At 42.2% G+C, this 26,041-nt stretch carries 30 protein-coding genes; 9 read left to right on the top strand and 21 right to left on the bottom strand.

Features of this window, described 5'->3' with window-relative positions:
• Nucleotides 1-122: 122 nt before the first annotated feature.
• Nucleotides 123-956, top strand: coding sequence for a hypothetical protein (locus NF865_RS08390; RefSeq protein WP_253304286.1), 834 nt, complete (start codon nucleotides 123-125; stop codon nucleotides 954-956).
• On the opposite strand, the gene NF865_RS10415 is transcribed toward NF865_RS08390, so the two are convergent.
• The 10 genes from NF865_RS10415 to albA all read right to left on the bottom strand — a co-directional run bounded on the left by NF865_RS10415 (nucleotide 942) and on the right by albA (nucleotide 7,378).
• Nucleotides 942-1,073 (bottom strand): hypothetical protein, encoded by a 132-nt coding sequence (locus NF865_RS10415; RefSeq protein WP_301281855.1) that lies wholly within the window; start codon nucleotides 1,071-1,073, stop codon nucleotides 942-944. The genes NF865_RS08390 and NF865_RS10415 overlap by 15 nt on opposite strands.
• A 46-nt stretch (nucleotides 1,074-1,119) precedes the next feature.
• A complete protein-coding gene (locus NF865_RS08385; RefSeq protein ID WP_366513869.1) occupies nucleotides 1,120-1,596 on the bottom strand; it encodes an MFS transporter in 477 nt (158 codons plus the stop codon).
• Complete coding sequence (locus NF865_RS08380) at nucleotides 1,566-1,889, bottom strand: MFS transporter (protein WP_253304284.1); 324 nt, start codon at nucleotides 1,887-1,889, stop codon at nucleotides 1,566-1,568. The genes NF865_RS08385 and NF865_RS08380 overlap by 31 nt, the downstream gene beginning before the upstream one ends.
• A gap of 90 nt (nucleotides 1,890-1,979) precedes the next feature.
• The gene (locus NF865_RS08375; RefSeq protein WP_253304283.1) at nucleotides 1,980-2,348 is read right to left on the bottom strand and encodes an MFS transporter; all 369 of its coding nucleotides are present in this window, start codon (nucleotides 2,346-2,348) and stop codon (nucleotides 1,980-1,982) included.
• Nucleotides 2,349-2,477: 129 nt separating this feature from the next.
• Nucleotides 2,478-3,824 (bottom strand): cyclic 2,3-diphosphoglycerate synthase, encoded by a 1,347-nt coding sequence (locus NF865_RS08370; RefSeq protein WP_253304282.1) that lies wholly within the window; start codon nucleotides 3,822-3,824, stop codon nucleotides 2,478-2,480.
• 169 nt (nucleotides 3,825-3,993) lie between these two features.
• The gene (locus NF865_RS08365; protein ID WP_253304281.1) at nucleotides 3,994-5,088 is read right to left on the bottom strand and encodes an eCIS core domain-containing protein; all 1,095 of its coding nucleotides are present in this window, start codon (nucleotides 5,086-5,088) and stop codon (nucleotides 3,994-3,996) included.
• 22 nt (nucleotides 5,089-5,110) lie between these two features.
• Nucleotides 5,111-5,710 (bottom strand): archaeal proteasome endopeptidase complex subunit beta, encoded by a 600-nt coding sequence (psmB, locus tag NF865_RS08360; RefSeq protein WP_253304280.1) that lies wholly within the window; start codon nucleotides 5,708-5,710, stop codon nucleotides 5,111-5,113.
• Nucleotides 5,711-5,807: 97 nt separating this feature from the next.
• Entirely contained in the window at nucleotides 5,808-6,341 is a 534-nt protein-coding gene (locus NF865_RS08355) for a CBS domain-containing protein (protein WP_253305635.1), read from the bottom strand.
• 58 nt (nucleotides 6,342-6,399) lie between these two features.
• Entirely contained in the window at nucleotides 6,400-6,990 is a 591-nt protein-coding gene (locus NF865_RS08350) for an ArsR/SmtB family transcription factor (RefSeq protein ID WP_253304279.1), read from the bottom strand.
• Nucleotides 6,991-7,102: 112 nt separating this feature from the next.
• On the bottom strand, nucleotides 7,103-7,378 hold the full coding sequence (albA, locus tag NF865_RS08345) for a DNA-binding protein Alba (RefSeq protein WP_004067437.1): 276 nt from the start codon (nucleotides 7,376-7,378) through the stop codon (nucleotides 7,103-7,105).
• Between the two features lie 186 nt (nucleotides 7,379-7,564).
• Between albA and purB the strand changes: the two genes are divergently transcribed.
• The gene (purB, locus tag NF865_RS08340; protein ID WP_253305634.1) at nucleotides 7,565-8,917 is read left to right on the top strand and encodes an adenylosuccinate lyase; all 1,353 of its coding nucleotides are present in this window, start codon (nucleotides 7,565-7,567) and stop codon (nucleotides 8,915-8,917) included.
• Here purB and tiaS read toward each other — a convergent pair.
• Nucleotides 8,914-10,197, bottom strand: coding sequence for a tRNA(Ile2) 2-agmatinylcytidine synthetase TiaS (gene tiaS, locus NF865_RS08335; RefSeq protein WP_253304278.1), 1,284 nt, complete (start codon nucleotides 10,195-10,197; stop codon nucleotides 8,914-8,916). The two genes, purB and tiaS, sit on opposite strands and share 4 nt — an antisense overlap.
• A gap of 82 nt (nucleotides 10,198-10,279) precedes the next feature.
• On the opposite strand from tiaS, the gene NF865_RS08330 reads away from it, so the two are divergent.
• Complete coding sequence (locus NF865_RS08330) at nucleotides 10,280-11,239, top strand: transcriptional regulator (RefSeq protein WP_253304277.1); 960 nt, start codon at nucleotides 10,280-10,282, stop codon at nucleotides 11,237-11,239.
• On the opposite strand, the gene NF865_RS08325 is transcribed toward NF865_RS08330, so the two are convergent.
• Together NF865_RS08325 and NF865_RS08320 are read right to left on the bottom strand one after the other, a co-directional pair.
• The gene (locus NF865_RS08325; protein ID WP_253304276.1) at nucleotides 11,232-12,482 is read right to left on the bottom strand and encodes an HD domain-containing protein; all 1,251 of its coding nucleotides are present in this window, start codon (nucleotides 12,480-12,482) and stop codon (nucleotides 11,232-11,234) included. The genes NF865_RS08330 and NF865_RS08325 overlap by 8 nt on opposite strands.
• A gap of 71 nt (nucleotides 12,483-12,553) precedes the next feature.
• Complete coding sequence (locus NF865_RS08320) at nucleotides 12,554-13,834, bottom strand: AMP-binding protein (protein WP_253304275.1); 1,281 nt, start codon at nucleotides 13,832-13,834, stop codon at nucleotides 12,554-12,556.
• A 180-nt stretch (nucleotides 13,835-14,014) separates the two neighbouring features.
• Between NF865_RS08320 and NF865_RS08315 the strand changes: the two genes are divergently transcribed.
• The gene (locus NF865_RS08315; protein ID WP_253304274.1) at nucleotides 14,015-15,100 is read left to right on the top strand and encodes a hypothetical protein; all 1,086 of its coding nucleotides are present in this window, start codon (nucleotides 14,015-14,017) and stop codon (nucleotides 15,098-15,100) included.
• A complete protein-coding gene (locus NF865_RS08310; RefSeq protein ID WP_253304273.1) occupies nucleotides 15,069-16,175 on the top strand; it encodes a DUF835 domain-containing protein in 1,107 nt (368 codons plus the stop codon). The genes NF865_RS08315 and NF865_RS08310 overlap by 32 nt, the downstream gene beginning before the upstream one ends.
• A gap of 7 nt (nucleotides 16,176-16,182) precedes the next feature.
• Here NF865_RS08310 and NF865_RS08305 read toward each other — a convergent pair whose 3' ends face one another.
• The 3 genes from NF865_RS08305 to NF865_RS08295 all read right to left on the bottom strand — a co-directional run bounded on the left by NF865_RS08305 (nucleotide 16,183) and on the right by NF865_RS08295 (nucleotide 18,024).
• Nucleotides 16,183-16,824 carry a Ribonuclease P protein component 3 gene (locus NF865_RS08305; RefSeq protein ID WP_253304272.1) on the bottom strand — a complete coding sequence of 214 codons (642 nt, stop codon included), beginning with the start codon at nucleotides 16,822-16,824 and terminating at the stop codon, nucleotides 16,183-16,185.
• Nucleotides 16,821-17,276 carry an RNA-binding protein gene (locus tag NF865_RS08300; protein ID WP_253304271.1) on the bottom strand — a complete coding sequence of 152 codons (456 nt, stop codon included), beginning with the start codon at nucleotides 17,274-17,276 and terminating at the stop codon, nucleotides 16,821-16,823. The genes NF865_RS08305 and NF865_RS08300 overlap by 4 nt, the downstream gene beginning before the upstream one ends.
• 163 nt (nucleotides 17,277-17,439) lie before the next feature.
• Nucleotides 17,440-18,024, bottom strand: coding sequence for a 50S ribosomal protein L15e (locus NF865_RS08295; protein ID WP_253304270.1), 585 nt, complete (start codon nucleotides 18,022-18,024; stop codon nucleotides 17,440-17,442).
• A gap of 156 nt (nucleotides 18,025-18,180) precedes the next feature.
• Here NF865_RS08295 and NF865_RS08290 point away from each other — a divergent pair, with 156 nt between their 5' ends.
• The gene (locus NF865_RS08290) at nucleotides 18,181-19,251 is read left to right on the top strand and encodes an mRNA surveillance protein pelota (protein ID WP_253304269.1); all 1,071 of its coding nucleotides are present in this window, start codon (nucleotides 18,181-18,183) and stop codon (nucleotides 19,249-19,251) included.
• Here NF865_RS08290 and NF865_RS08285 read toward each other — a convergent pair whose 3' ends face one another.
• Genes NF865_RS08285 through NF865_RS08265 form a run of 5 tightly spaced genes read right to left on the bottom strand, consistent with a single transcriptional unit; the run spans nucleotide 19,252 to nucleotide 23,971 of the window.
• Nucleotides 19,252-20,238 carry an AIR synthase family protein gene (locus NF865_RS08285; RefSeq protein ID WP_253304268.1) on the bottom strand — a complete coding sequence of 329 codons (987 nt, stop codon included), beginning with the start codon at nucleotides 20,236-20,238 and terminating at the stop codon, nucleotides 19,252-19,254.
• Nucleotides 20,216-21,031, bottom strand: a complete 816-nt coding sequence (locus NF865_RS08280) for a DUF7411 family protein (RefSeq protein ID WP_253304267.1) — start codon at nucleotides 21,029-21,031, stop codon at nucleotides 20,216-20,218. Before NF865_RS08280 ends, NF865_RS08285 begins: the two co-directional genes overlap by 23 nt.
• A 21-nt stretch (nucleotides 21,032-21,052) precedes the next feature.
• A complete protein-coding gene (locus NF865_RS08275) occupies nucleotides 21,053-21,892 on the bottom strand; it encodes a class I SAM-dependent methyltransferase (RefSeq protein ID WP_253305633.1) in 840 nt (279 codons plus the stop codon).
• A gap of 47 nt (nucleotides 21,893-21,939) precedes the next feature.
• Nucleotides 21,940-22,872 (bottom strand): dipeptidase, encoded by a 933-nt coding sequence (locus NF865_RS08270; RefSeq protein ID WP_253304266.1) that lies wholly within the window; start codon nucleotides 22,870-22,872, stop codon nucleotides 21,940-21,942.
• Nucleotides 22,873-22,900: 28 nt separating this feature from the next.
• Nucleotides 22,901-23,971, bottom strand: a complete 1,071-nt coding sequence (locus NF865_RS08265; protein WP_253305632.1) for a DUF357 domain-containing protein — start codon at nucleotides 23,969-23,971, stop codon at nucleotides 22,901-22,903.
• 69 nt (nucleotides 23,972-24,040) lie between these two features.
• Between NF865_RS08265 and NF865_RS08260 the strand changes: the two genes are divergently transcribed.
• The 3 genes from NF865_RS08260 (at nucleotide 24,041) to lplA (ending at nucleotide 25,952) form a co-directional block, all read left to right on the top strand.
• Nucleotides 24,041-24,589 (top strand): DUF531 domain-containing protein, encoded by a 549-nt coding sequence (locus NF865_RS08260; protein WP_253304265.1) that lies wholly within the window; start codon nucleotides 24,041-24,043, stop codon nucleotides 24,587-24,589.
• Complete coding sequence (locus NF865_RS08255) at nucleotides 24,571-25,080, top strand: signal peptidase I (protein ID WP_253304264.1); 510 nt, start codon at nucleotides 24,571-24,573, stop codon at nucleotides 25,078-25,080. The genes NF865_RS08260 and NF865_RS08255 overlap by 19 nt, the downstream gene beginning before the upstream one ends.
• A gap of 122 nt (nucleotides 25,081-25,202) precedes the next feature.
• Nucleotides 25,203-25,952 (top strand): lipoate-protein ligase large subunit, encoded by a 750-nt coding sequence (lplA, locus tag NF865_RS08250; RefSeq protein WP_253304263.1) that lies wholly within the window; start codon nucleotides 25,203-25,205, stop codon nucleotides 25,950-25,952.
• Nucleotides 25,953-26,041: the final 89 nt, after the last annotated feature.

Genomic DNA, 26,041 nt, shown 5'->3' with positions numbered 1-26,041 from the left:
ATCCTTCTTACGTGCATGAGGGTTTAATTATTTTAGGAGGTTTTTTAAATACTCCCACCTATTGTGTATTTAGACTAAAAATATGGAAAAATCTTGTAAAGGAATGTTAAGGAGTTGATGAAATGAATTTGCGAAATTTCTCGGTGAAGATTGTTTTTCTAGCACTAATTCTAGCTCTTCTGTACTGGCTCCCTATTCCAGGGATAAGAGCATCGTCAGAAGCTGGGAACTTGATATACTGGCTCCCAGTTGCATTCCTTGACATATTAGTGCTGAGTTACATGATAGTTAATTCCAAGTGGGGCGGTTGGAAGCTTGTTTTAGCAACTTTTGTCGTGTTTTATGGGGTAACGACGTTTCTGACCCAGATAGAGACCGTTGTGTTCTTAACTTACTTTGAAGAGATAATTCCCGCTGAGATGATTCCAAAGCTTTTTGTAGAAGGATTTATTGTTGCAGCGGTTTTCTCTCCAGTAGCAGTGGCAATTCACAATAAAATGAAAGAAACTCCTCAAGAACATGTCAGAGAGTTTTCTCTCCCTCTAAAGACTTGGATTTGGAAATTGCTTTTAATCGGAATTGTTTACATGTTTATTTACACTGTGTTTGGAGCTCTGGTCTTCAAACCCTTAGCGGGAGAAGCCTTTGATGAATACTACGCTAACCTGCAGATGCCAGCATGGATACTTCCATTTCAAATCTTGAGGGGCATAGTATGGGGCCTTTTGGCGATCCCAATAGTCAAGATGATTGGGGACTGGAAGAAAGCCCGCTTGGCTGTGGCTCTACTCTATTCAGTACTCATGGCTGGTCTCCTTTTACTCCCCAACCTATATATGCCCGACGTCATAAGAAGAGCCCACTTTGTGGAGGTCATTTTATCGAACTTCCTATTTGGCTGGCTTGTTGTGACTATACTTCACTGGAGGTATGAGGGGACGTCAGGAGGCATCTAGTGGGATTACTTTTCGCAGCTGGGCTTGGATGTCCTTTAGTTTTTCGCTAACATCTTCTTTATCCAGCACCTTCCTCAAACCGTAGAGCTCATAGAAAACTGGCAGTATCTCCTCCATATCAAGCCTCTGTCTAGAGTTATGTGGATACCCTTCCTTTGGTATTTTATCCCATCATTTCCCTTACTTCGGCACCAATATTCATGATAGTTTCTTTAAAGTTGATGTAGCAGTATATCGATGCAAGGAGACTGAGGGCAACTAAAGTAGCCACAAGGGTTGAAGCCTCAAGGATGTCCAAAAGCGGCCCCGCAACTGCCATTCCAAGTGGGGTTGCTGCCATGAGTGCCGTCTCGAATGCCGAGAAAAACCTGGCACGAACTTCATTAGGAACGGCTTTTTGGAGCTTTGTTATTAGAGGAACATTTATCAATGTGTTGAAAAAGCCGAGAGCTGTGAAGATTCCCAAGAGCATGAAATATGCGGCTTTTTGGAAATATGGATACGTGACAACTGATAGCGGGAATAAACAGATAATCTCTGCGAAAAGAGCTTTGAACAGCAAGTTTTCGGAAGAATCTTTGAGTTTTCCTGCTATAATAAGGTTTCCTGCTAATGCTCCAACTGTTGTAGCGGTTTGAATGCTTTCAAATTGTACAGAGGATAACCCAAAACTACTCGTGATATATATGGGAGAATAACCGCAAAAATCGGGTTTAGAAGAGTGTTTAGGACTATTGCGAGGCTAACAAGGACGAGTAAACTCTTTGAATCCTTTATAAATCTAAAACCTTCAAGCATATCCCCCCATACTTCATGAATGCTGGAAATCTTTCTGGTTTCCCAGTGATATTCTATGAGCATTTCAAAGAGTCCAGAGCCGAAGAAGCTCACTGCATTTATGAGTATCGCTAACCTAAGTCCACCAAAAGGCATAAACTACTCCTCCCAATATGGGACCAACGATCCTTATTACTTGAGCTCCACTTTGGAGTATGGAGTTTGCTTGGGCAAGATCCTCTTTCTTTACAAGGTCGGGAAACATCCTGACACTCCTGCCGAGAAAAATGCCCCCATAATGCTCATCACAACTTGGACTGCAAGCAAGCTTTGGATATCTAGGAGGTTAAAGGCGATAACTCCAAAAAGAAGCACTCCTCTCGCTATATCGAGCCATACCATTAGCTTTTTTCGATTATAGCGGTCACCAATTACACCGGCTATTGGGTTTACTAGAAGTCTTGGAATCAGTTCAACCAGTATGAAAAGGCTCATTATAGCTCCGCTACCGGTTTTATCAAGTACGTAGAGGGGGACTGCTATATCTTGAATCACCCATCCTGCTTGAGATACCCATCTGCCAATTGCATATAGCCAGAAGTTTTTGTTGAGCATTTTCACGCACCTGACTTAATAATAAACATGGTCAATCGCAATTATATTTGTGATCAGTAGAATGCATGGAAGGATACATCAATAATAAATTCCTCCCGATAAAGTAGAAGATAAAAGAAGGAAAGGAGTTCACTTCTTGAGCTTCTCGCAGTTCTTGGCCCACTCTTCGAGGATGTCCTTGAGTTTTGGCTGGCCGATTTCTTCGAGCTCGTACCTGACCCTAACGGCCGGCTTGTTGAGGTTCATGAACCTTCTGAGGTCAACAGGGGTTCCCATTATGACAACATCGGCATCTGCCCTGTTGATTGTCTCCTCAAGCTCCTTGATCTGCTTCTTGCCGTAACCCATTGCTGGAAGGATGACATCAAGGTGTGGGTACTTCTTGTATGTCTCAACGATTGAGCCTACGGCGTATGGTCTTGGGTCAATGATCTCCTTAGCTCCGAACTTCTTTGCGGCAACGTATCCAGCTCCGTACCTCATGCCTCCGTGGGTGAGTGTTGGACCATCTTCAACAACTAAAACACGCTTTCCTTTAATGAGTTCTGGCTTGTCAACGAATATTGGTGAAGCGGCTTCAATAACAGTAGCATTTGGATTGATCTTCTCAATGCTCTCCCTGACCTTCTGGATGTCATCTCTGTTAGCAGTGTCGATCTTGTTGATGATTATGACGTCAGCTGCGCGGAAGTTGGTCTCACCTGGGTGGTACTTGAGCTCGTGGCCTGGCCTGTGTGGGTCAGTTACAACTATCCAGAGGTCGGGCTCGTAGAACGGGAAGTCGTTGTTTCCTCCATCCCATAGAATTATGTCGGCTTCTTTTTCAGCCTCTCTTAGTATCTTCTCATAGTCAACACCCGCGTAGACAACCATGCCCCTTTCGATGTAAGGCTCGTACTCTTCTCTCTCTTCGATAGTACACTCGTGCTTGTCGAGGTCTTCGAAGGTTGCAAATCTCTGGACAACCTGCTTTCTAAGGTCTCCATATGGCATTGGGTGTCTTATTGCAACTACTTTGTATCCCATCTCCTGGAGAAGCTGAGCAACTTTTCTTGAGGTTTGGCTTTTTCCACAACCAGTTCTAACGGCTGTAACTGCTACCACGGGTTTGGAGCTCTTTAGCATTGTGCTCTTTGGTCCGAGGAGCCAGAAGTCAGCACCGGCAGCATGTGCCCTTGAAGCAAGATGCATAACGTGTTCATGGGAAACGTCTGAATAAGCGAAAACAACTATGTCAATGTCGTGCTCTTTGATTATTTTCTCAAGGTCATCTTCGCTCCATATTGGTATTCCGTTTGGATAAAGTTCACCAGTAAGCTCGGGAGGATATATTCTTCCTTCAATGTCTGGAATCTGAGTTGCAGTAAATGCAACTACTTCATACTCGGGGTTGTCCCTGAAGAACACGTTGAAGTTGTGGAAATCTCTTCCAGCAGCACCTAGAATTACCACCCTTTTTCTTTTCTTTTCAGCCATTTCTACCACCTCAAAATATTTTGGTTTAGGCAGATAATGTTTGATTTTTGGCATTTATAACTATTTTTGTTGCGTAATGAAATGTTTCGTCCAAAAATCTTCATTCCGTTCCTAATGATCAAAAAGAAGTTTCGATAATGGTAGTACAAAGCTAGACATAGGAGAACACTTATTGTTTTTTTGGAAGCACTGTTTTAAGCGTAAGCTCATTTCCGCTGGTAATTACTCGAGCTTTCAATTTGCTCGACTCTTCCGACTTTTTGATGAAAAGATTCTGAAACTCTTGAAGAGCTTTACCATCGCTCCACAGGCTCTTCCAAATCAGCACGTAGTGCGTGGAATTTTCTGCCAAGACTAGTTTATCTCCTTTCCATGCTATGGAGATTTTCAGCGCTTCCTCTTGATTCATACCGTTTACTAGGAGAAGGAGATAGAAATAGAACTCTCCAAGCCTGTCTTCGTGAATTATCTTGTACTCTCTGTCTAATTCTACCTCTACCTCTTGGGGGAGAACTTTGGCCAAATAAAGTTCTGGATGCATTACCTGCTGGGTTGTCTGAGGAGGATTGGAGTAGGCATCGTTAACAAGCTCCCACCCTCCTTTTTGGTAAAGATACTCGACAAATTTATCCCCAAAAACATAAGGAAAGTACCCGAAGTTCATAGGAGGGTCTCTGAGGTTTAGTGATGTTATCTTCTCTATTTTGATGCCATGCTTCTTGCAATAAAGGTCAGCTGTTAAATCTGCATCTCCCTCAACTAGGGCTTTGACGGCTAAACTCCCATCGAGTGTTTTTGGGTACTCTGGGTCGAAATACTGCTTTTGTAGTACATGAGTAAACTCGTGAGCCAGAACTCTCTTGGCTGTGTCCTCGGTTTTAAAGAAATTTTCCGAGATTATGTAGACCTTATTTCCCGAAGTTACTGCTATCCAAGAAGCGGTTTCTTTTATCTTTGTTTTTGTAAGGTTGTAATCGAGGGGGACAAGAAAAGTCATCTTATATATTAGCTCCCACTTCTTGATTTCTTGGTGATCTTCTCTGCCTGGTCCCCATTTTTTGAGAGCTTCTTCTCTGGTGAGAACAATTATCTTTGGAGTTTCCTTGAATTTCAACCCCCTTATTCCCTCTACTTCTTTTGAGATGTTGGATGCAATTTGGAGCACTTGCTGGGCATCTTCACCCGGATAGGAGTAGTTATGGTAAAAGATCGCAATAAAAAAGACGCTTATTAGAAAAAGGGCAAAAAGAGATTTGTTCCTCATTTAATCACCAGAAAGCATACAATCACTCCTTAAACTCAACGAATTCTTCCTTCATGCCATCTTTGGTTATTGTGACTACCTGTATTTTTCTTTCTCCGGTATACACGTCCCTCTTACCCGCTGTCCTAACAGCTCTTATGGCTAATTCTTTGGCCTCTTCAATGGCCATGTCTTCCTTGTATCCGTCCTCGAGTATGGCTATTGCAAATGGACTCCCTGAACCTGTTGCGGTGTAGTTATCAAAGATTAAACCACCCAGTGGGTCAAGGCTTGCGAGTGTTGGTTCTTCAACGTACCCACCAATTATTATCTGGACCATGTAGGGGAACCATTTGCTCTCGTTAAGTATGTTGCTGAGTAAGTTCGCCATTGCTTTCGCTGTCATTGGTCTTCCCCATGTGAATTGGTAATACCTCGCCTCCGCTTCAAGCATTCTTGCCAGAGCCTGCAAATCTCCAACGCTTCCTGCAGTTGTTATTGCTATCCTATCTGTTATAGGTAGAATTTTCTTTATGTTGAGTGTTTCCACCATGTGATCAAGAGAAGCTTGAGTGTCTGCGGCCAGCACTACTCCATCTTTCAACTTAATTCCGACGGTGGTTGTTCCAGTTTTCTTTTCCATATTCTTTCACCTCTAGATTTGTATTCCTTAGAAGAGTTTTAAACCTTTGGGAATATAAACTAAGCTAAAGCAGATTTAAAAATAATCGAAGGAGTATTCAACTCTCAAGCATGTCTTTGCAGCTCTCGCATACCCATCTTTCGTAGCCTTCGTGGACGACTCTGTGGAGCTGGGCATACTGCCCGCAAACCTCGCATATTCCGTAAACTTCTCCCTCTTCTTTTTCAGATTCCTCTTCCTCGTGATTGTAGGCATTTACCGCTGCAAGCAGATCTGCTGCTGTGACGAAACCCATCGGCATTCCAAACTTTGTTACAAGGAGTCTTCTTACACCTTTCTCCATCATTAGCTCGATTGCATCTTGAATGTCGTAGTCATATTCTATTGTTACAGGGTTTTTTGTCATTATCTCGCTGACTTTTACCTTTTTAGGATCTTTTCCTTTAGCGACTATCTTATTAAGGATATCCCTATCTGTGACAATACCTATTATCTCGTCTTTGTCCATAACAACTGCACTGCTTACTTTGTTTCTCGCGAGGATTTTCGCAATTTTCTCTACAGTCTCGTCTGGTCTAACAACAACTGCCTTTCTTTTAACTATTTGCTCTACAGTAATTTTTGGCATCATTGCTATTCCCTCCTGATTCATATTGGACTACGATAGGGGACTTAAAAATGTTTTGGGATTAGATTTTCTTTTTCATCAAGTGTCGGGAAATTAGGAGAGACCCCACCACAAATACTAAAATTGCTAAAATGTATGGCACTATGAGAGTTTTAGTTGAAGGTTGCATAACGGTTTCATTAAGAGCTTTGGAGGTAGGGATTGCTTTTTCAATGGTGTAAGTTATGTTCTCCTCCCTCAAGATATTTTTCGTGAGCAGTTTATTGGAGAGAGCATACACCCCCGAGGCCAACAAACCCGAAATTCCCAGGCTTATTATTTGTATCTTCTCAAAAACTCTCAGAAAATGTTTTTTGATTGGCATTCCTCTGGGAAGCAGAAGAATTGGCTTTGATGATGCCCTATAGAGCTTTACCTCCTGCAGTCTTTTGCCGTACTTTTTCCCTGCAACCTCCACGAGACCTACCCGTATCATTTTATCCAGATGATAAGAGACAGTTGACATTGGAATTCCAAGCTCCTTTGCTATCTCTGACATTGAGAGTGTCTTCTCTTGCAGGAGCTGTAGTATTAGAAGAGACGTTTCATTTGCGAGGATCTGGGCCAATTCTTTGGCTCTCTCATCCCTCACATCAATCCTTTCAAATTCCACTAATCACACCAAGAATACTTGACTGCGAGACTATTAAAACCTTTGTTTTCACTTCAAAAGGAATTGAAGTAAAAATTCGAGTAAAGTTGTGAAAAGGAAAGAAAAGCTAAATTCATGGCTTCTCGAGGATGATCTCAATTGTTGAGGTGTTGGCTGTTCTTCCATCAGCTGTTGGAAGCTCCTCTGTACCGATCTTTATCTCCTTAACTCTAACCTCTGGAAGGAACCTGTTTCTGACGATCTCTGCAACGTCAACAGCCCTGCTGATAGCCCTACCTCTTGCTCTGATGCTAACTTCCTTTGCACCCTCGTTGAACTGGGTTATTACGGCCAATACATAGTTCATAACAGGCTTCTTTCCTATGAAGACAACATGTTCCTCTGCCATTTTTGACACCCTCCGAAAGTTTTGTCAATAGCAAACTGTGGATATATAGTTAAATACTTTTCGGTTAAATACCAGAGTTTCCAAATATGCTCTAAAAAGCTGAGGAGTTGAGTTTCGGTTTTAACATCTTTATGTACATTAGAAAATCTTTTTAAGGTTGATTATTACAAAAAATTGGTGATATTAATGGCCATTCATCCAATTGATTACAGGTATGGTAGTGAAGAAATGAAACGCATTTGGGACGAGGAGAACAAACTTCAAAAGCTTCTCGATGTAGAGGTTGCTCTTGCAAGGGCCCATGCAAAAGTCGGCAACATTCCCGAAGAAAGTGCCCGCGTTATTTCCGAGAGGGCCAATACAAAGTACGTAAAGCCTGAAAGAGTTAAGGAAATTGAAGCTGAAATCCACCACGATATAATGGCAGTCGTCAAGGCTCTAAGCGAGGTATGTGGGGAACACGGAAAATACGTTCATCTTGGGGCAACGTCCAATGATATAATCGATACTGCGAATGCCCTTTTAATTAAGGAATCTCTGGAGATTGTTTTGAAAGATTTGAGAGAGCTCCGTTCAATTCTCAAGAAGCTCGCAAAAGAACACAAATACACGGTGTGCATCGGGAGAACCCATGGCCAACATGCCGTCCCAACTACTTATGGGATGAAGTTCGCCATCTGGCTCGATGAAATCCAGAGACATATTGATAGAATTGAAGAAGCAAAAGAAAGAATCCTTGTTGGTCAGATGAGCGGCGCCGTTGGAACTATGGCATCTTTTGGTGAAAAAGGACTTGAGATTCAACGTCTGGTCATGGAAGACCTTGGGCTTAAGCCCGCCAGAATAAGCAACCAAATAATTCAAAGAGACATCTACGCAGAACTCATGGCGATTTTGGCTTTAATAGCATCAACTTTGGATAAGATTGCCCTTGAAATACGGAACCTCCAGAGAACCGAAATCTTGGAAGTAAGTGAGCCCTTTGGAAAGAAGCAGGTTGGCTCATCGACGATGCCCCACAAGAGAAATCCAGTAAGGTGTGAAAAGGTCAGTGGACTTGCGAGAGTCATTTATTCCAACGTTATTCCGGCTCTGCTCAACAACCCGCTGTGGCACGAGAGAGACCTTACTAATTCCTCAGTTGAGCGGGTTATCCTTCCGGAGACGTTTGTACTTCTGGACGAAATGTTGAAGACTATGAAAACAGTTCTCTCCGGTTTGGAGTTCTTCCCAGAAAACATAAAGAAAAACCTGTATTTGACAAAGAATCTGATAATGGCAGAACCTCTGATGCTTAAGCTTACAGAGAAGGGCATGGGGAGACAAGAAGCACATGAACTGGTGAGACAAATTGCCATGAAGGCATTTGAGAAGGGAAGAGATTTGCTGGAGGTAGTCAAGGAGAGCGAGGCTATGAAGTATTTAAGTGAGGACGACCTTAACTCGCTGAAGCCTGAAAACTATATAGGCCTTGCTCCTCAAATAGTGGACAATATAATAGCCTACATAGAAGAGGTTGAAAAGCGAGAAAAAGCCTAGCTCTTTTCAAATGCTTCCAAAATTTTTTCTTCTCCCAATGGGAGGACTAACGGTCTTGATAAATGCTTTCTTGCATCCGGCGGCACTTCATAAATTTTTTTCTCAATTTCACGGGGCAGCTTTTTTGGAATAAGGATTTTGGGCATTTTATGTCCACATTTCTTACACTTCAAGTAATCTCCCTTGCTTTTCATAGTTCCCCCGCATTTTGGGCATTTTGGCTTTTCGTAAGTTATTTTCTCGGCAAGCTTTATAGGATAGAATTTTTCTAGGTTTAGGGTCAAGACACCGTTGAATTCTTTGATTCCTCCGGCTGCAATGATTTCGTCACCTTCGATTAGCATTCTTACGTATCTTCTGAACCCCTTGGTGGGTTCAAAGGCCGCAACCCTAATCGTCCCGGTGTCATCGCTCAGCTCAAAAAACACATGCCTTCCTTTCTCCCAGTAGCTTCTGCTGACTCTCCCCTTTACAATTGCACTCTCCAATGGCTTTAGCTCGTCAATCTTTCTGAACCTCAAATGCTCATCTGTATTCTGGTTTGTTTTATAAATCTGGAAAAACTCGACCGGCTCTTCAATAATAATGTTCTCAAATGCCCACAAAACTTTGTTTTTATCTATCCCTCTAATACCGACCAAAACGGGGTCTTTTCCATGGGGAGTTATTAAGACGCTCCCCTTGAAGGGGTCAACGTTGTCGTAGGTGAATGGATACGTCAGCTTATCAGCTTCAAATACGCTCTCTTTGTTAACCCTCCGTTCTGTTCCCCAAAATTCTCTTTTCCTATATGCAAGGAGCTCGTAGGTAAAATTCCTCAATGGATGCCCGATTGCGGCAAGAGCTCCGATTATGCCCCTACCGAGCTTGAATTTATAAATCTCTGCGTTCGTCTCTCTTGCAACTTCCTCGGCTTCTTTAATGGTAACGTGTTCCCAAATGGCTCTATATGTAAAGTCTTCCAGCCTTTTCGGCACTTCTCCCTTCAAAAATACAACGCCAGGATTTGTGTTTTCGTGATTAAAATCTGCTAGAGATTCAACCATTTTCAAAACCAGCTCCTTTATCTTCGGCACATCGTCTTCTTCAACTTCAAAGCTCATTGCAACGGCTCCATTTCCCCTCGTCTTGTATGGGACGTTTGGATTCAAACGGATAAGCTTTGGTAGGTCTAAAGGCTCCGCTACCCTAGATATTTCTCTGTACAGCATGGCACCGAGGTAAGTGGTACACATCCCATTTGGGGAATCCGTATCGTCAATTCCTATGTGGAGCTTCATCATCCCGTAGGAAGCGTTTAAGGGTTAAAAGTTTATCCATCAATAGAAAACTTTTAAATTCTGAGTCCTATTTATAAATGGTATGGGAGAAAAAGAAAGACTATTGCGAATTGTTGAGAGCATATTCAGGGGGACTGGATTTAGGGTTGCTAGAATGGAGTTTAAAGGATCATGCTTCGACTTAGCGGCTAGTAGGCTCTTTCTGTTGCTCTTTGTGAAGGTACTTCAAAACATTGACTCTCTTACGGAGGAACAGGCGGAAGATTTGAAGCGTTTAGCCAAGCTTTTCGAGGCTTCTCCACTTATCGTAGGATTGAGGTCTAAAAACGAGGAGCTTGAAGAGGGAGTAGTGTACGAGAGGCATGGGGTTTATGCTTTAAGTCCTCAAACCCTTTACGACATCCTTGTGGAAAATGAACTGCCTGCAATCTTCGCTGAGAGAGGGGGCTTTTACGTCAGGGTTAACGGCGAATATCTGCGACAGCTCAGGGAAAGGCACGGTTACAGCGTTGGAGAACTCGCAGAACTTCTTGGTGTTTCAAGGAAGAGCCTTCAGAACTATGAACGGGGAGAGCAAGCTATGAGCATTGAGATTGCCCTGCGGCTTGAAGAGATTTTTGATGCCCCGGTAGCAAAGCCTATTGACATCCTTAACGCTAAAGTTGAAGCTAAGATGGAAGTTGAACCGGAGACAGAACTTGAAAAGGAAATCTTCAGGCGCTTAGAGGAGTTTGGAATGGGTGTTGTTAAAATCAAAAAAGCACCCTTCGATGCCATCTCAAAGGAAGAAGGGGTAAAAATTCTAACCGGTATAAGCGAGAGAAAAACTGTATCGACAATTAAAAGGGCGCAAATGGTAAATGAAGTTAGCAAAATTATCCAAAGCGATGGACTCTTTATTCTCGAAAAGACCAGAACCGAGGTTGTTGGAGAAATTCCGCTCATTCCAAAGGAGAAGCTCAACGAAATTAGGGATGCCGATGAGCTCATTGAAATGATTGAGGAGCTTAAAAAGAGTATAAATAGAAAACTTTCTAGCTGAAGAGGACTTTTCTCCATACTTCTCTAATTTTGTCAACGTATTTTGACGGTGATGCAATCATAACAGCCCATCTTGGTGTTTGGCGCCTCTTGAGAGCATTTGCAAGGGGTGTGACCTTTGTTAGGGGCTTCACTTCTCCATTGTGCATTATCACTCCGATTTCTGTTGACTTTAATCTTGGCTCTGTAAGCATTAGGTCAGCCGTCGAGAATTCTATAATGACTTCCCCCTCTCTCGCTCCTACAGCATCTGCTAATTTTCTTTCAAGTTCCTGCCGCTTCTTTATGTTCCTGTAAACTGTCAGCAATTCTCTTTTTTCCTCAGTAGTGAGCTCATCTGCTCCCAATAGCACTGCCGCCTTAAACAAGTCGCGGTATTTAATGCGCTTTACGATCTCTCTTGGGTAGCCTTCCAAGTCCTCAAGCTCTACAAGAACCCTGCAGTCGGTCATTTTCCAGAAGTCCCAGAGATGACCATCCTCAAGAGCGAACTCCAATGCTCTCGTTAGCATCCCCTCTGCTATCTTCACCGTGTGGTGGAAGTAAACTCTGGAGTACATTAGCGCCCTAGCAACCATCATCCCTTCAACAGCCTCTACTCCCTTTTCATCGACCACAAGTTCATTATTGTGGATTCTTATGACTTTCAAAAGCCTCTCAAGGTCAATTATCCCATGGGCTACACCGGTGTAGTGGGCATCTCTGATGAGGTAGTCGAGCTGATCAGCATCGACGTCTCCATGTAGTGCTTGTCCAAGGTACTTTTTCTCGTATTTTCCCAGAATAAGATTGGCAACTTCCTTTGGCTCGTAGCCGTAAAACTCCAGTATCTCGGGTATGAATTGCCTTCCATCTATGTCTCCGTCTATTATGTCGATTTTTCCGAGTATGATGTTTTGGCCAAGATGCATGTGATCGTATTCTCTGACGTAGTGCTCATATATTTGCTCAAACGTGTGCGAAAACGGGCCGTGACCAATGTCGTGAAGCAAAGCGGCTGCCTCTAGAAGAGTTTGTTCCTCCTCGCTGAGATCAAGCTCTGTACCAAGCCGTTTCGCAATGTTATATGTGCCGAGGGAGTGCTCAAAGCGAGAATGGTTTGCGCCGGGATAGACAAGGTACGCAAGACCTAATTGCTTTATGTTCCTTAGTCTTTGAAATTCTGGGGTTTTTATGAGATCCAATATGAGTCCGCTTACCTTCATACTCCCATGAATGGGATCGTGAATTATCTTTGGCTTCATAATTTCTCACCCAAAATAGAATTAATGCTCTCAAGTTAAATAATTTTGCCTCACGAAAAAAGAAAATAGTGTTAGATGTCTTTTCCAACTATGAATATTCTCTTTGTTTTGCCTGGTTTTTGGGGCAGGCCTTTTCTAACTTCTTCCGCTGGAACTGCCTCTACAATAAGCTCAGAAGACTTTGCTTCTTCCACTTCATACCTAACGGGGTTGTTGGCTTCATATATCAGCTCCCTTATTTCATCTTCTATGCCAGCGGGCTTTTCTCCAATGTATCCCACCCTTATTATGGCTTTTGGTTTCGGATTACCCGGCGAGAGAGGGTGGTAAATTATCACAAAGTCTACTAGGAAGGGATATCTATGAACGATGTCCATAACTTGGTCTATGTGGAGTTTTGCTCCAGATAAGCTCACAACGTCTTTTACTCTGATTATGTTCATGACTTTACCATCAACGACTTTTGCCAAATCTCCAATCTTGTAATTGAATAATGGCAATCCTGTAAGTTCTCCCTCTTTCATTATTTTGGTAATGTAGATTTCGTGATACTCCTTGTACTCATCGTCCCCATCCGGTTTTAATATAATCATAGACTCGGGGAAGGAAAAGGATTCTACTTTGTTCTTTGTTATTATCCTGTATCCTGTTATCCCATCTTCTGTGTTGCCGAAATTATCAACTATAATAGCATTCGGGAAATTCTCGAGGGTAGCTCTTGCGAGTTCTTCTGTCAGCGTTTCTCCGCCTACTACTATTACTTGAATGTCATTTTTGATATCTTCAGGGAGTGTTAAACCTAACACATAAGCTGCAGTTGTCAGAGCAAATAGGACGTTTGGTTTTATACTTTTGAACTCCTTTAGTAGTGCATCCTTCATTCGCAAGTATTGTATTGGGATCTGGTGGTATGCTATCTTTGCGTCTACTGATTCAAGAGCCCCAAAAGCGAATACTCCCGAAGAAGAAGGCAATTGTGGAAAAAACGATGCTATCGTGGATCCGTTGTCGAGATAAACACTTACCCATGGCCAAGCTTGCCGACCATATCTCTTTTTGTCATCCTTTGTAAAAGGTATCCTTTTTGGTTCTCCAGTTGTGCCGCTGGTCCTCATAATTCCATGGAAAACTTTTTTTTCTTTGATATATTCCGGGCATACTCTCTCTTTATCGTTGAGGTCATGAGGGGTTACATGTATCCTGTTTATATTGCTGAGAAAATATTCAGGGCATAAATCGTTTATGTTTAATTCTTCGAACCTTTCTTTCCATAATGCGGTGAAATTATAAGCAGTTTCAATGGTATATCTAAGTTCTTCTTTATCTGTTTTTCCAAGTATCAACCCGTTCATTAAAACTCACCTTCTTGTTTTAACTTATTTTGGTTTGGTGTTGTCAAAATATTTAAGGTTTTTTAGTTAGTTTTAGAAACATTAATAAACGTCAATAATAAGTAAGCATTAATTAAGAACTTCGAAACATAGTTATGAACCTTAATACCTCTATGATATCATTTTTGGAGGAGGGATATAATGGTAGTGTATGAAAATATAATAAGCGAATACCAAAATCCTCTAAAAATTGATAAAGAACAAATACGAGAGTACCTATGGAGGGTTTTTGAATACCACCTGTCACACACCCCATATTGGAAGAAACAACGGAGTAAGTTCAATTTGGAAGAAATTTTTGAAGGGAGCTTGGAGGAGATATTTGAGAAAATTTTTAATCAAGGTCTGTTTGTTGAAGAGGAATACTTAAGAAATAATTGGCTGGAGTTTCTCCCTGAAAATTATAATGGAAAGATACGGTTTTATCAATCATCAGGTACAACCGGGGAAAGAGCAATTGGACATTGGGACTATGAGTACGTAAAGGTTCTTGTGAAATACTTAAAATTGTCTTTCGATGAGGTTTACAAATTGAATGAAAAGTATGACGAAAAACACAAGATGAGGGCAATTGCACATGGACCCTATGGTTGGTACCAGGAAGAAATTAGTGAGCTAGTCTGGTCGTATAGTGGCCTTTTATATTTTATTGGGTTCGAAACCGATGGGATAAAAAGAGAGTTGTATGAAAAAGGACTGGAATATCTTTTAAGGGGCAGATTAGCGCCGCTAGTTAAATACACGAGGAGGGTACTCGAGAAAGATAAAATAAATACCATAAGAAGTGCCCCTCCATTGTTAGATCTCTTTTTGCACCAATTGGAGAACATAGAAACGATAATCCTTAGTGGGCTGGAGATTACAATCCAGTACCTCAAAGAGCTCCAGGAGGAGTTTCCAAATGGGACAATAATTCCGTTGTACGGCCATTATGCATTTGGTGACCTAGTGGGAATGGTTAAAAATAATGACATCGTATATTACCCTAACTATCCATTCACAATTGCACTTCCGTTGGTCAAAGAAGACAACGGTTACAGAGTGGTAAAGTATAGAGAAAGAGGAAAAATGGCTCTTGTTATAGCGAGACCAGAGATATTGATTATTAAAATTGAAAATGAGGAAATAACAAGAATTCCTCCTACAAAACCGTTTGCATGGGATGGATTTGCCAATCCTAAGAGGGGTGGTTTAGATGGTAAACTACCAGCTAATAGGGATGTTTGAAGGTGCAATCGTATTAATTGCGGATTTGCTCGCATTTGGACTGATACTTAGAGTTTACCTTAAAAATAGGAGAAAATCCGCTTTGTATTTGTCATTGACATGGCTTTTTGATTTTCTGCTTGTGTTGACTTACAATGCTGGTAATCCCTACATTGCTAGTATCTTGGTAATTCTAGTTTCAATACTGTTCTTTTTGGGAAGTATTAATTTGATTTGGGAGGAAAATAATGGATTACAATTAGACCCCACAAAGATATCAAAATTCCTAGCACTAGCTCTTGCCTTGACCATTTATACGGTTTTAGTGGATTACACAGCAGACTCCAAAGCTACAGGATTTGCTTCGCTTTTAAGTTCTCATAGTGTTGCAGCATTTTTCTTTGTTATTGCAGGGTTGCAAATAGGCGAAATTGAAGAGATTTATGGGAAAAAGATTGCTTATCTAAAAGGCGCACTTATTCTCTTTGGTTTACATTTGCTTCCGATCCCGCTAATCTACATAAACCCCAGTGAAGTGTATCCGCTTATAGGCTATGGAATCTCAATGGTATTAATTGTAATGTTGACTTCATTAACGATAAAATTGGCATCTTCGGAACAATTCCTCAAGCTAAAAACGATGGAAATCCATGAAGTCGAGATAGAGCCCGGTGTCAAGATAATAAACTCGGAAAAGTACAAAAGGATAAAAGAAAAACTGAAAGATGCGCCCGTCCTTGCATTTGTAAGAACTTTGACCAATATCCCGGAGACGTGGACTTATTATTTTGTGACTACAGCTACCAAAGAGAGCGGAGTAGAAGCAATCCCGCCTACGAACTTAGAGAAAATGACAGAGTTATCATACAAATACTTAAAAGCCATTGAAGAGGCTGGGGGTAGGGGAATTATAATAATAGACTGTCTGGAATATTTGGTCATGTACAATGAGTTCACAAGTGTAATAAAATTCCTAAACAGGTTGAAGGATTTTGTTGTAAGTCATAAGGGGACTCTAATACTCGTTGCAGAAAAGGAGGCTTTTGAAGACCAGCAGTGGGCATTGTTAACTCGTTTGCTTGAAGAAAACGAGTAACACCTTTCTAACTCTTTTTGAACTTTTTTAGTATCATTTCGGGGTAAAAACTTAGCGAAGCCTTTGCTTGCGGAATTTCCATGCCAATGTTTATCCCAAGGCTCATTAAATCTCTAGGAAAACGTACTTCCCACTTGGACTCAGCAGAGGAAGTCAAAAATCTTGGCACTTTATACTTATCCACAAGCCGCCAGTTTCTCATCATAAACTTCAGAATATTGGCTCTTTCATAGGAGTTTGCCCTTAGAAGAGGAGAAAGAGCAAATCCTATTGCGACGTCGTTCCTTGCTGCTAGTCTCGCAAGGACATGATCAAGGCCGGAATCTTTTCTCCCGTATTCTGGAGAAATTATTGCATCGACCTTGTTCTCTATCGCAAATCTAACAACCCTTAGATTGCCACCCTGCACGTAAATAAGTGCATTTGAAATCCTTTTCCTTACTTCCCTTACCAGAGAAGGCTTTTCTGTAATGAGTAGCAGGGCAACTTTTTCGTATTTTTCCCTGAGGCTTTTGACTTCACTTTTGAGCTCCTCAAAATTTGGGGAGCTTTTCAAATAGATCTTCTTTGTAAAGACAACCTCATCGTACCATTCCTTAGCTTGATTATAAGCTTCCTCGCTTCTGATGTCCATTTCAACCCACTTCATTCGCTCAGCCACTCCTTAATTGCTTTTACGACTGTTTCTTTCCTCATTGGGAAGGCCTTGACTTTTATCTTGACCTGGATAACGTCCTCTCCTTCTCCTATTACTGCCTCTCCTAAATATGCCTTCTGTTTGCTGAAGCGGATAAAGAACGTCCCGGTCTCATCAACTTTTTCTTCAAGGTTTTCCAAGAGATACTCTTTATCTTCTTCACTTAGGAGATTTTTAAGGTGCTCCAGCATCTTTTTTACGCTTCTGCTCCTCTTTACTTCAGCGTTTATCACTTTTATTGGATTTCCAAAATAACCCTCGGTTTCGATTATCTCAAACTCTATGTCTTCTGACGGAATATCCTCGGGAAAAAAAGTCCCCATGGCTTCGAGGACTTTTTCTGGATCCTCTGTTGCATGGGCAAAAGTTGATACCCTTATATGATGAGCCTGAAGCTTTGCCATGTCTCTCACCTCAGAGGTTCTTCACTCTTCCACTTTAAAACGTGTCGTTCATGAAATTTAAGCATTACTAAAAGACAGTTGCAAAGAGTCATAAAAGGATATTAGCAGTTGAGAATTAAACGCAAATGGTAGATTTAAGAGAAAAGAAGATAAGAAAACTAAATCACTTACCTCTACCCCTGTTTGCCCTGATGCTTGGTCTAATCTTCTCAGCACCCTTACCCTTGTTGAGCAGTCCTCTGCTTCTCTTTCCAGCACTTGTAAGGCCTCTAAAGACTCTACCCTTGTGATCCTTTCCAGCAATCCAGGCTATCTTTGGATCAGACTTAATAACTGGGTGGTGTGGGTCAACTAAAATTACCTCAAACCACTTGTACATCCCATCTTCGCCAACCCAGTAAGAGTTAAGAACTTCAAGGTTGGGGAACTTTCTTGCTGCCTTTTCCTCAGCAATCCACTGGAGGCTCTTCTTGGGTGAATACTTAACCTGACCCATCTTAGAGGGCTTTCTTCCGCCCTTCCACCTTGGTCTCTTCCTTCCGCCTCTTCTCACTCTAACTCTAACGACAACATAACCCTGTTTTGCCTGATAACCTAAGCTCCTAGCCCTATCGAGTCTTGTTGGCCTCTCAATTCTAACGACGCTTGGCTCTCTTCTCCACTTAATCATCCTCTGCTTGAGGAGTTCTCCGACGTAGCTCTTTTTTGGGCTTTTCCAAGCTTGCCTAATGTACTTGTACATTCCCATATTTTCCACCTCGTTTTCGCTGTTTGTGGTTCTCCGCAGAGCGGAACATCCCGCGGGCTAAACCCGCCTAGTCGTGGTGAATAAAAGACATTGCTTTTTAAAAGTTGCGCCCCATTATTTAAAAGGTAAGCCACAAATCTTGAGTTGGTGGTGAGAGTGAAGATAGTTCATCAAGACCCCAAAGAGGGTAAAATCAAAGTTAAAGTCGAGACTCTCGATGACCTCTGGCATCTTTATCACATCATTGAGGAAGGCGACGTAGTTTACGCTAAAACTCTCAGAAAACAAAGCCAGAGGAGCGATTCTCTAAGGCCAGAAAAAGTCCAAGCTATCCCGGTGTTTCTTGGGGTTAAGGTGGAGAAGGTAAACCTCCGCAAGTTTGCAAACGCTCTGAGGATAACCGGCCCCATAGTATATACCTCCAGAGAGGAAGTCCCTCTTGGGAAATACCACACGATAGCCGTTGAAGAGAACAGCACGATAACAATACAGAAAGAGAAGTGGAAAAGACATCACCTTGAGAGATTAGAGGAGGCTGTTAAAGCTTCTCAAAGAGCGAGGGTTATGATAGTTGTGATTGACGAGGGAGAAGCTGATATAGCGGTTGTTAGGGAGTATGGTGTTGAAATCATAGCAAACATAACCCACAACCTTGGAGGGAAGAGATATAACTCGGACAGGGAGAGCGAAGAGAAAAAGTTCTTCCATGAGCTCGCCAAGACAATGATTGACATAATGAAAAGGGAAAACGTGGACAAAGCTATTGTAGCCGGGCCGGGATTCACAAAGGAAAACTTCTACAAGTTCTTGAGTGAAAACTATCCTGATTTGGCTAAGAAAGTTGTCTTAGAGGATACAAGCGTTACCGGAAGAACGGGCATTTATGAGGTCATTAGGAGGGGTACCGTTGATAGGGTCTACCACGAAAACAGAGTCGCCAAGGAAATTCAGCTTGTGGAAAGAGTTATTGAGGAGATAGCAAAGAATGGATTGGTTGCCTATGGTTTGAAAGAGGTTGAAGAAGCCGCGAATTATGGGGCTATAGAGACTCTCTTAGTTTTGGATGAGCTGTTAAAATCGGATGTTAAGGATAAAATAGAGCAAATAATGGAGTTCGTAAGGAGCACGAGAGGAGAGGTAGTGATAGTGAGCTCGGAGCATGAAGGGGGAGAGAAGCTCAAGGCACTTGGTGGAATTGCTGCATTGTTGAGATACAAGATAGGATGATCAATAAACCTCTGTATATGCGTCGTTTTCAAATTCTGGGAACTCCTCCCTTCTGTCGTTTTTTATCAATACTCTCTCCCTCTCCTCTGTAAACTTCCCAATGAGAAATGCATCTACCCCATTTGCTTGGAGCGTTTTAATTAGTTCTTCTGTGTTTTCTGGGGGAGAAATGATAATTAAAGTCCCCGTTGATGAGACTGTTAGCGGATTTACGCCGTAAAGTTCCACAACTTTCTTTACAAGTGGGGGTATGTAGATGTTTTCGTAGTAAACTTCAAAACCAACCTTTGAGTTGTCTGCTATCTCATGTAAAGCTGTCAAGCCGCCTTCAGTTGCGTCATGCATTCCCCTTGCAAACCTTTTTGCCAAAAGCGCGTCTTTAATAACGCTTTCGAGCTTGTACATTTCTTTTAAAGCCGAAATCTCTGAAGGTGAGAGAATGCCCTTGAGCTCCTCAGTTTTAAACCACGCCACTCCAACCGCAAACTCCATGGCGACACCCTTTGTTATGACTATCTCATCTCCGGGCTTTGCGAGGGGAAGTTTTAGCTCATCTTTTTTCACAAGGCCAAGAGCCGTTGTTGTCGCCGTGAGGTCTCTAACGTTCTTATAAACCCCCGTATGCCCTCCAATTACTGAGGTGCCGTATTTTTTGCACTCCTCTTTTAACTCCTTCATAATAGCATTTAGCTCTTCTTTTCTGCTTCCTGGGGGCAAAAGAAGGTCGATGATTAGCCATCTCGGCCTTGCCCCAAAAACAGCCACATCGCTTGAGGCGAAATGGTAAGTGAAAAACCCAAAGTGCTCCTTTGGAACCCCGAGAACCGGGTCTGTGGCAATCACAAGGTAGTTGTCTTCATCGTATTCCAGAACAGCTGCATCAAACCCTTCTTTTGGCCCTATTAGTATTTTATCATCAACTATGGGAAGATTTTCCAGGACGACTTCTTTCAAAATTTCGTTTCTAAGTTTTCCCAGAGGAAGCATTGGCAAACCTCCTTTTGAGCTCTTTAATGACATTGTTAGCCTCTTTCAGGATTTCATTATTACACCCGTGGCACATTATCTCGAAAGAGGGCACGCGGACGCTCATTCTAACCTTATACTTCCTCGCTATTTTGCTTATTTCATAGTTTGCCTCATAGGCCAGATCGAGGTACTCCTCTCTTATTATCTGCTCCTTGTCAATATACTGCAAAGGACACCCCTCTCTCCACTGTCTCCTCCTTCCGTACTCGTACATCCTAAAAACTCTTATTCTCGCTTCCTCTGCGAGAATTTCTACTTCTTCAGCTGTATAGTTTATCAAAGGCCTTAGAATTGGAATCCCGATTCTTGGAAGGTTGCTTAGCCTGTGGTCACCCTTCCATTGATCAAGAAGTGCGCCCTTTACCTTATCGTTTGCATTGTCCCCCTTTGCGATAATGTCGAACCCATTAACTTTTGCAAACCAATAGGCGTTTTTCATCATGACTTTTTTGCAGTGGATGCATATGGGGCCTTTTTTTCCAATGGCATTTTTTAGAAGGCCCTCAGTTATATCCACAATGTAGTGCTCTACACCCATAGAGGCGGTAAATTTGAGCATATGTGGGAGAGGCTCCTTCCAGCTCCACTTGTGGATGAACGTTATTGCGGAAACATCTAATCCGGCATTTTTGAGGAGATAAAGTGCCAGACTGCTGTCCTTACCCCCACTAAACATTAGCAGAATCTTTTTTCCATAGAGCCCCTCTTTCCTTGCGAATTCCTTTAGCTCCTTTAGGGCTTTGGAGAGCATTTTTTCACCTATCATGGCTTTTCATGGCTTTGAAGCAACTATGCCTAAAGCTTCATCGACACGTTTGATATTTTTGAACCCTACATTTCTTAGTCTTTCCCTTACTCCCTTCTGGAGATCTTTTCGTCTGTATTTCTTGCCGGGATTTCCAACATAGTGGAACAACCTTCCCTTTGGCTTTAAAATTCTGAACAGCTCTGCATAGAATTCTTCGCTGTACAGCTGTCCGGCGAGGGAGAACCTTGGTGGGTCGTGTATTACTACATCAAAGCTTTCATCATTAAACTTTTTTACGACCTCAAATGCATCCCCTTGGATAAGCTGAATGTTTTGAGATGTAAACACTTCTCTGCTCCAGGGATTAAGTCGTGCGAGCTCAATAACGTTTGGATCCTTCTCAATTGTAATCACATAGGCTCCTCTTTTCGCGCTTTCTATTGCAGTGTAGCCGAGTCCCATACAGGTGTCCAAAACAAACTCCCCTTCTTTTGGGTTTACTGTCTCTATCTTATTTCGGGTATCTTTTAATGGGTTTACTTCTTTGGTGCGGTGCATTCTGATGCCGTTTATCTCTATGGTAGGTGGTATTGTGGGAACTAACTTGTAAAAGCCATCGGTGGCAATTGCGGCTTTGTACAAATGCCCTCCCCTTAAAAAATAGACAGTGCTATCGTCCTTTGCTATTTTCTTTAAGAGGTCTTTCTCCACTTCGCTTCCATCTGGGAAGATAACCTTGTCTTCCTCAACAATAACCACATGTGATCTGTTAGTTTTCCTTAAATCAAGGTTTGCCCTAACCTCTCCTTTGGAAAGCAGTAACTTTCTGGCCTCTCTGAAGGTTAGAAAATAAACTTCCTCCATTTTCTCCACTCAAAAGAGAAAAACATAAATGGGTTAAAAGGTTTTGGCTACCCAGCGACTCTTTCAAAAACCCTTTCAAAGTTTTTGAAGGTTATTGCTTCCACTTCTTTTTTGCTGAAAGTTTCGTTTAGCCTGTTTAAAAGCTCCGGGATTTTGCTTTCGTTTTCAAATCCCTCAACACTTTTTCCGCTCCATCCTTTGAGGTAGTACACAAAGTCAAACCCGAATCCGGCGTGTTTGTAGCCTACCAAATCCACAACGTACTCTATGTGAGCTATCATTTTTTCTAGTGTTGGGTTTTCCTTGTCAACAAAGCTTGGAATAGCATTAATCCCTATGACTCCTTCCCTTTCGGCTATGGCCTTTATTTGATCATCTTTAAGGTTTCTGGGATTGGGGCAGAGAGAATAGGCGTTTGAGTGGGATGCTATGATTGGAAATGCCGTTGTTTCAATGACGTCCCAAAAGCCTCGCTCGTTTAGATGGCTCACGTCCACGATTATACCAAGCTCCTCCGCTTTTCCCAGCACCTCTATGCCAAAGTTAGTTAAGCCCCCGTTAGTCCTTTCGAAGACGCCGTCACCGATTGCATTTCTTAGGCTCCACGTTAGCGTTAGGACTCTTACACCTAGGGCGTAAAATACCTCAAGAAGGTTCAGGCTGTCTTCTATTGGTTCTCCTCCTTCCAGTCCAAGCCAGAGCGCAACTTTTCCATTTTTAATGGCGTTTCTCATTTCCTTTACGCTGGTTACAAACTCAAAGCTTGGACTCTCAATGATATCTTTGTGGAAGTTGTTCAAAACCTCTAATGCGTATCTCAAAGCTATAGGTCTTCTTTCTGGTGGCGTCCAGATGGCCATTACCCGCGATTTTATATAGCTTCCAAAGAACCTTTCAAAGTTTTTCTCCAGAACTGCATTGTCGTTCTTTCTTTCCTCATAGATATAGGTTGGCAAATCAGAATGTGCATCAAATATCATTTTTTCACCCTATTTAGTTATTTTATTTTTAGTATTTTAATATTTTTCTCAGCTCCGCTAGTGTAGCGGTGCGAACATAAGTATCCGGTATCGACTCAGCTATCTTAAAAGCGCCCTCCACTTCTTCGCTCCTTAACATCTTAATGGCTATCTCCGCTAGAATTTCGGATCTTATTCTCATGTCTTCAATGTTCATAGAGAGCTTTAACGCTTCTTCAAACTTTTCAAGCTCGGCCAGTAACCTAATCACATAATGGAGATAGCGCTCGGATACCTGAAGTTCCTGCAGATATTCAAGGGCGGCTTTAACGATGCGAGTATAGCCAAGGGTTTCGTTCTTTTTCATCCACAGAGCTACTTCTAAAAGACCAATAGCTGCCTCTTCATCTTTGAATATCTTTAGAATTAACTTGGCGGCGGAGATATACTTGCCCTCGGAAACGGCTTTCCTTACTTCAGGTAGACCAACTGTGATAAGAGTCCTAGCTAGGTCGATTTTCCTCTCAACGGTTGCAGCTTTCGAAGGTACGTGGAGCTTTTCAAACAAATCGCGAGCTCTTTCGTAAAATTTAAGTGCCTCTTCTGAGGGGAGTTCATCACCAACGCTCTCTATTACGTTGCCCAGATCTATTAAATACTCAGTTTTCTTCACGTAGTTTACTTTTAGGTTAACCACTACGTCAAAAACTCTCTCAAATAGCTCCATTGAAAGGTCAACGAGTCCAGAAATGCCTAGATAGTATGCAACACTTGCCAGAGGATATATCCGATCCTCGAGCTTCTTTATTTTTTCCGCTTCCTTTATTGCGTCTTCAAACATCTTTAGAGCGTATTCTGTGTCCCCTATTTCGTAATATGCAGAGGCAATGTTTGCGAGTGCATTCGCTTTCTCTCCCCTGTCTTTAATTTTCTCGGAAAAGTACTCTGCATCTTCCAAAAAACCATAAGCTACCTCCATATCTTGTGGATAAATCTCCTTGGCCATAATACCAAGAGCTGATACTTTATCCAAATTACTGCTTAAATTGTTAACTAACTCCAATGCCTCTTCATATTTTCCATTCCTCACCAAAAATATAATGTCATCAATCTCGACCATTGTTATCAAAAAACATATTGGGGAAACAACTTAATAAACGTTCCCACTTTCTTAATATAGGGGAGTGAGATGCTTACCTTGGCACTCTACAATTCATACGATCCTAAGAAGCTTCACGAGGCCCATCTAAGAGCCATCGCTAGGTCAGCTCCCATCTGCTATGCCTTTGATTTCCATCTTGCCCTTATAGGGTTTCCCTTTGAAAAAAAGAAGCCTGTGGAAGTAGCCAAGGAGATATCCCAAAGTACAACCATCGGAGAAGATGGGAAGTACCTCCTAGAGCTTGCAAGAGCCAATAAGTTTCATCTTCTTGAGTTTCCAAAAGGGGGTTTCCCTCCCCAGTTTGGGCATGCTGTAGCAACTACACGAAAACCCAACGAGAATAAGGAAATCTCCCCACGCCATCTTGCGGAGAGGGCACTTAAAGGGGAAAGCTTTATGTTGATTGTGGGGCTCGGAAGGCATGGACTACCGAAGGAAATCTTTAAGTTGGCCAACTATCATTTAGATATCACGGACGGGAAGAGAATAAGTTTGGAAACCTGCACTGCCATAGGAGCGATACCAGCAAAAATTAGAACAATCATGGAGGAGTTAAAATGGAGGAGAAGCTGTTAAGTGGGTGGAAAGGAGACGTTGCATTCCTGATTATCAGTCTTGTAGTTGTTTTTGCCGTACATAACGGTTTAAAAATTGCCCTTCACACCGATTCACCCCTCGTTATTGTAATAAGCGGTTCAATGGAACCAACGTTTTATAGGGGGGACGTGGTTCTTCTCAAAGGGGTTCCCCCGAGCGAGATAAAGGTAGGAGATGTTGTAGTTTATAAGAGGCCATATACAAGGTATCCAATAATCCACAGGGTTAGGGATATAATTGAGTACAATGGAAAAAGATGCTTTGTTATTCAAGGGGACAACAACTGGATACGCGACTTCTATCCCCTCGACATAGAAGAGTTTCCATTTCTTAGAGACTATATCGGCCTGGCTGAAGGGGGTGTTCTCCCATGCATTCCCCAAGAAGCCATTGAAGCCAAAGCATTGCTCGTCTTTCCAAAAATTGGGTATCCTCCGCTTATTGTAAGGGAACGACTTGGATTGGGATGATGTGAAGGGTAGGTTGCTGAGAAGTGATGAACTAATCGGCCCCTGACCGAACCTTTCTATTTTTAATCCATTTTTAAGCACACATTTTTAAGCCCTTGCCACATTCCTTCCTTGGTGGTGTTATGAGATTCATTCCCCTAATAGTCGCAAGACCCGAAGTGCAGATGGCGATAGATGAGGCAATAATGAGGGCAAGAATTGAAGGAAAAGTGGAAGATACTGTTAGACTTTACGTCTTTAAACCGAGCTCCATCACTATTGGCAGGTTTCAGAGTGTTGAGCACGACGTTAACTTGGAGAAGTGTAGGGAGCTTAACATTCCCGTTGTGAGAAGGATTACAGGTGGAGGGAGTGTTTTCCACGATCAATACGGAGAGATAACCTACAGTGTAATTATAGGCGAGAATTTTCATGAGAGTTTGAAAAATGTAGAAGAGAGCTACAGGTTCTTGGCTGCTCCGCTTGTTAAAGCCCTTGAGGAAGTAGGAATAAAGGGCGGTTTTGCCGGGCTGAACGATATAGTTGCTAACGGTAAGAAAATCAGCGGGTCCGCTCAGACGAGAAGAAAAGGAGTCATCCTACAGCATGGCACTTTCATGTATGCAACTCGGCTTGAAGTTCTCGCTTCAGTGCTCAAAGTTTCCCAGAAAAAGCTACAAGATAAAGGCGTTTCAAGCATATGGGAAAGGGTAACAACGCTGGAAAGAGAAGGGGTAGAACTTAGAAGGGATGAAGCTTACGAGCTGTTGAAAGAGAAGTTCTTTGAGGAATTCCCCCTTGAAGAAGGAAAACTGACAGATTACGAGTTTGAACTTGCAGAGAAGCTTATAGAAGAGAAATATGGAAACGAGAACTGGAACTTTCAAAAATGACGCTCAGCGATCACCTTTCCATCCTCATCCTTCGGTTCGCCCATCACTCATCATCGCGTATTTTTCTTGAGGGCTTTTGTTTTTAAAGG

Source organism: Thermococcus aggregans, from assembly GCF_024022995.1.
Classification (GTDB): domain Archaea; phylum Methanobacteriota_B; class Thermococci; order Thermococcales; family Thermococcaceae; genus Thermococcus_A; species Thermococcus_A aggregans.
Note: the sequence above shows the minus strand (reverse complement) of the source record. Positions and strands in the feature narration are given on the sequence as shown.

Excerpts from the sequence above, each read along its gene's own strand:
- NF865_RS08390 (WP_253304286.1), top strand. The coding sequence starts at position 123 with ATGAATTTGCGAAATTTCTCGGTGAAGATTGTTTTTCTAGCACTAATT.
- NF865_RS10415 (WP_301281855.1), bottom strand. The coding sequence starts at position 1,073 with ATGGAGGAGATACTGCCAGTTTTCTATGAGCTCTACGGTTTGAGGAAG.
- NF865_RS08380 (WP_253304284.1), bottom strand. The coding sequence starts at position 1,889 with ATGCCTTTTGGTGGACTTAGGTTAGCGATACTCATAAATGCAGTGAGC.
- NF865_RS08375 (WP_253304283.1), bottom strand. The coding sequence starts at position 2,348 with ATGCTCAACAAAAACTTCTGGCTATATGCAATTGGCAGATGGGTATCT.
- NF865_RS08370 (WP_253304282.1), bottom strand. The coding sequence starts at position 3,824 with ATGGCTGAAAAGAAAAGAAAAAGGGTGGTAATTCTAGGTGCTGCTGGA.
- NF865_RS08365 (WP_253304281.1), bottom strand. The coding sequence starts at position 5,088 with ATGAGGAACAAATCTCTTTTTGCCCTTTTTCTAATAAGCGTCTTTTTT.
- psmB (WP_253304280.1), bottom strand. The coding sequence starts at position 5,710 with ATGGAAAAGAAAACTGGAACAACCACCGTCGGAATTAAGTTGAAAGAT.
- NF865_RS08355 (WP_253305635.1), bottom strand. The coding sequence starts at position 6,341 with ATGATGCCAAAAATTACTGTAGAGCAAATAGTTAAAAGAAAGGCAGTT.
- albA (WP_004067437.1), bottom strand. The coding sequence starts at position 7,378 with ATGGCAGAGGAACATGTTGTCTTCATAGGAAAGAAGCCTGTTATGAAC.
- purB (WP_253305634.1), top strand. The coding sequence starts at position 7,565 with ATGGCCATTCATCCAATTGATTACAGGTATGGTAGTGAAGAAATGAAA.
- tiaS (WP_253304278.1), bottom strand. The coding sequence starts at position 10,197 with ATGAAGCTCCACATAGGAATTGACGATACGGATTCCCCAAATGGGATG.
- NF865_RS08330 (WP_253304277.1), top strand. The coding sequence starts at position 10,280 with ATGGGAGAAAAAGAAAGACTATTGCGAATTGTTGAGAGCATATTCAGG.
- NF865_RS08325 (WP_253304276.1), bottom strand. The coding sequence starts at position 12,482 with ATGAAGCCAAAGATAATTCACGATCCCATTCATGGGAGTATGAAGGTA.
- NF865_RS08320 (WP_253304275.1), bottom strand. The coding sequence starts at position 13,834 with ATGAACGGGTTGATACTTGGAAAAACAGATAAAGAAGAACTTAGATAT.
- NF865_RS08315 (WP_253304274.1), top strand. The coding sequence starts at position 14,015 with ATGGTAGTGTATGAAAATATAATAAGCGAATACCAAAATCCTCTAAAA.
- NF865_RS08310 (WP_253304273.1), top strand. The coding sequence starts at position 15,069 with ATGGTAAACTACCAGCTAATAGGGATGTTTGAAGGTGCAATCGTATTA.
- NF865_RS08305 (WP_253304272.1), bottom strand. The coding sequence starts at position 16,824 with ATGAAGTGGGTTGAAATGGACATCAGAAGCGAGGAAGCTTATAATCAA.
- NF865_RS08300 (WP_253304271.1), bottom strand. The coding sequence starts at position 17,276 with ATGGCAAAGCTTCAGGCTCATCATATAAGGGTATCAACTTTTGCCCAT.
- NF865_RS08295 (WP_253304270.1), bottom strand. The coding sequence starts at position 18,024 with ATGGGAATGTACAAGTACATTAGGCAAGCTTGGAAAAGCCCAAAAAAG.
- NF865_RS08285 (WP_253304268.1), bottom strand. The coding sequence starts at position 20,238 with ATGCTTCCTCTGGGAAAACTTAGAAACGAAATTTTGAAAGAAGTCGTC.
- NF865_RS08280 (WP_253304267.1), bottom strand. The coding sequence starts at position 21,031 with ATGCTCTCCAAAGCCCTAAAGGAGCTAAAGGAATTCGCAAGGAAAGAG.
- NF865_RS08275 (WP_253305633.1), bottom strand. The coding sequence starts at position 21,892 with ATGGAGGAAGTTTATTTTCTAACCTTCAGAGAGGCCAGAAAGTTACTG.
- NF865_RS08270 (WP_253304266.1), bottom strand. The coding sequence starts at position 22,872 with ATGATATTTGATGCACATTCTGATTTGCCAACCTATATCTATGAGGAA.
- NF865_RS08265 (WP_253305632.1), bottom strand. The coding sequence starts at position 23,971 with ATGGTCGAGATTGATGACATTATATTTTTGGTGAGGAATGGAAAATAT.
- NF865_RS08260 (WP_253304265.1), top strand. The coding sequence starts at position 24,041 with ATGCTTACCTTGGCACTCTACAATTCATACGATCCTAAGAAGCTTCAC.
- NF865_RS08255 (WP_253304264.1), top strand. The coding sequence starts at position 24,571 with ATGGAGGAGAAGCTGTTAAGTGGGTGGAAAGGAGACGTTGCATTCCTG.
- lplA (WP_253304263.1), top strand. The coding sequence starts at position 25,203 with ATGAGATTCATTCCCCTAATAGTCGCAAGACCCGAAGTGCAGATGGCG.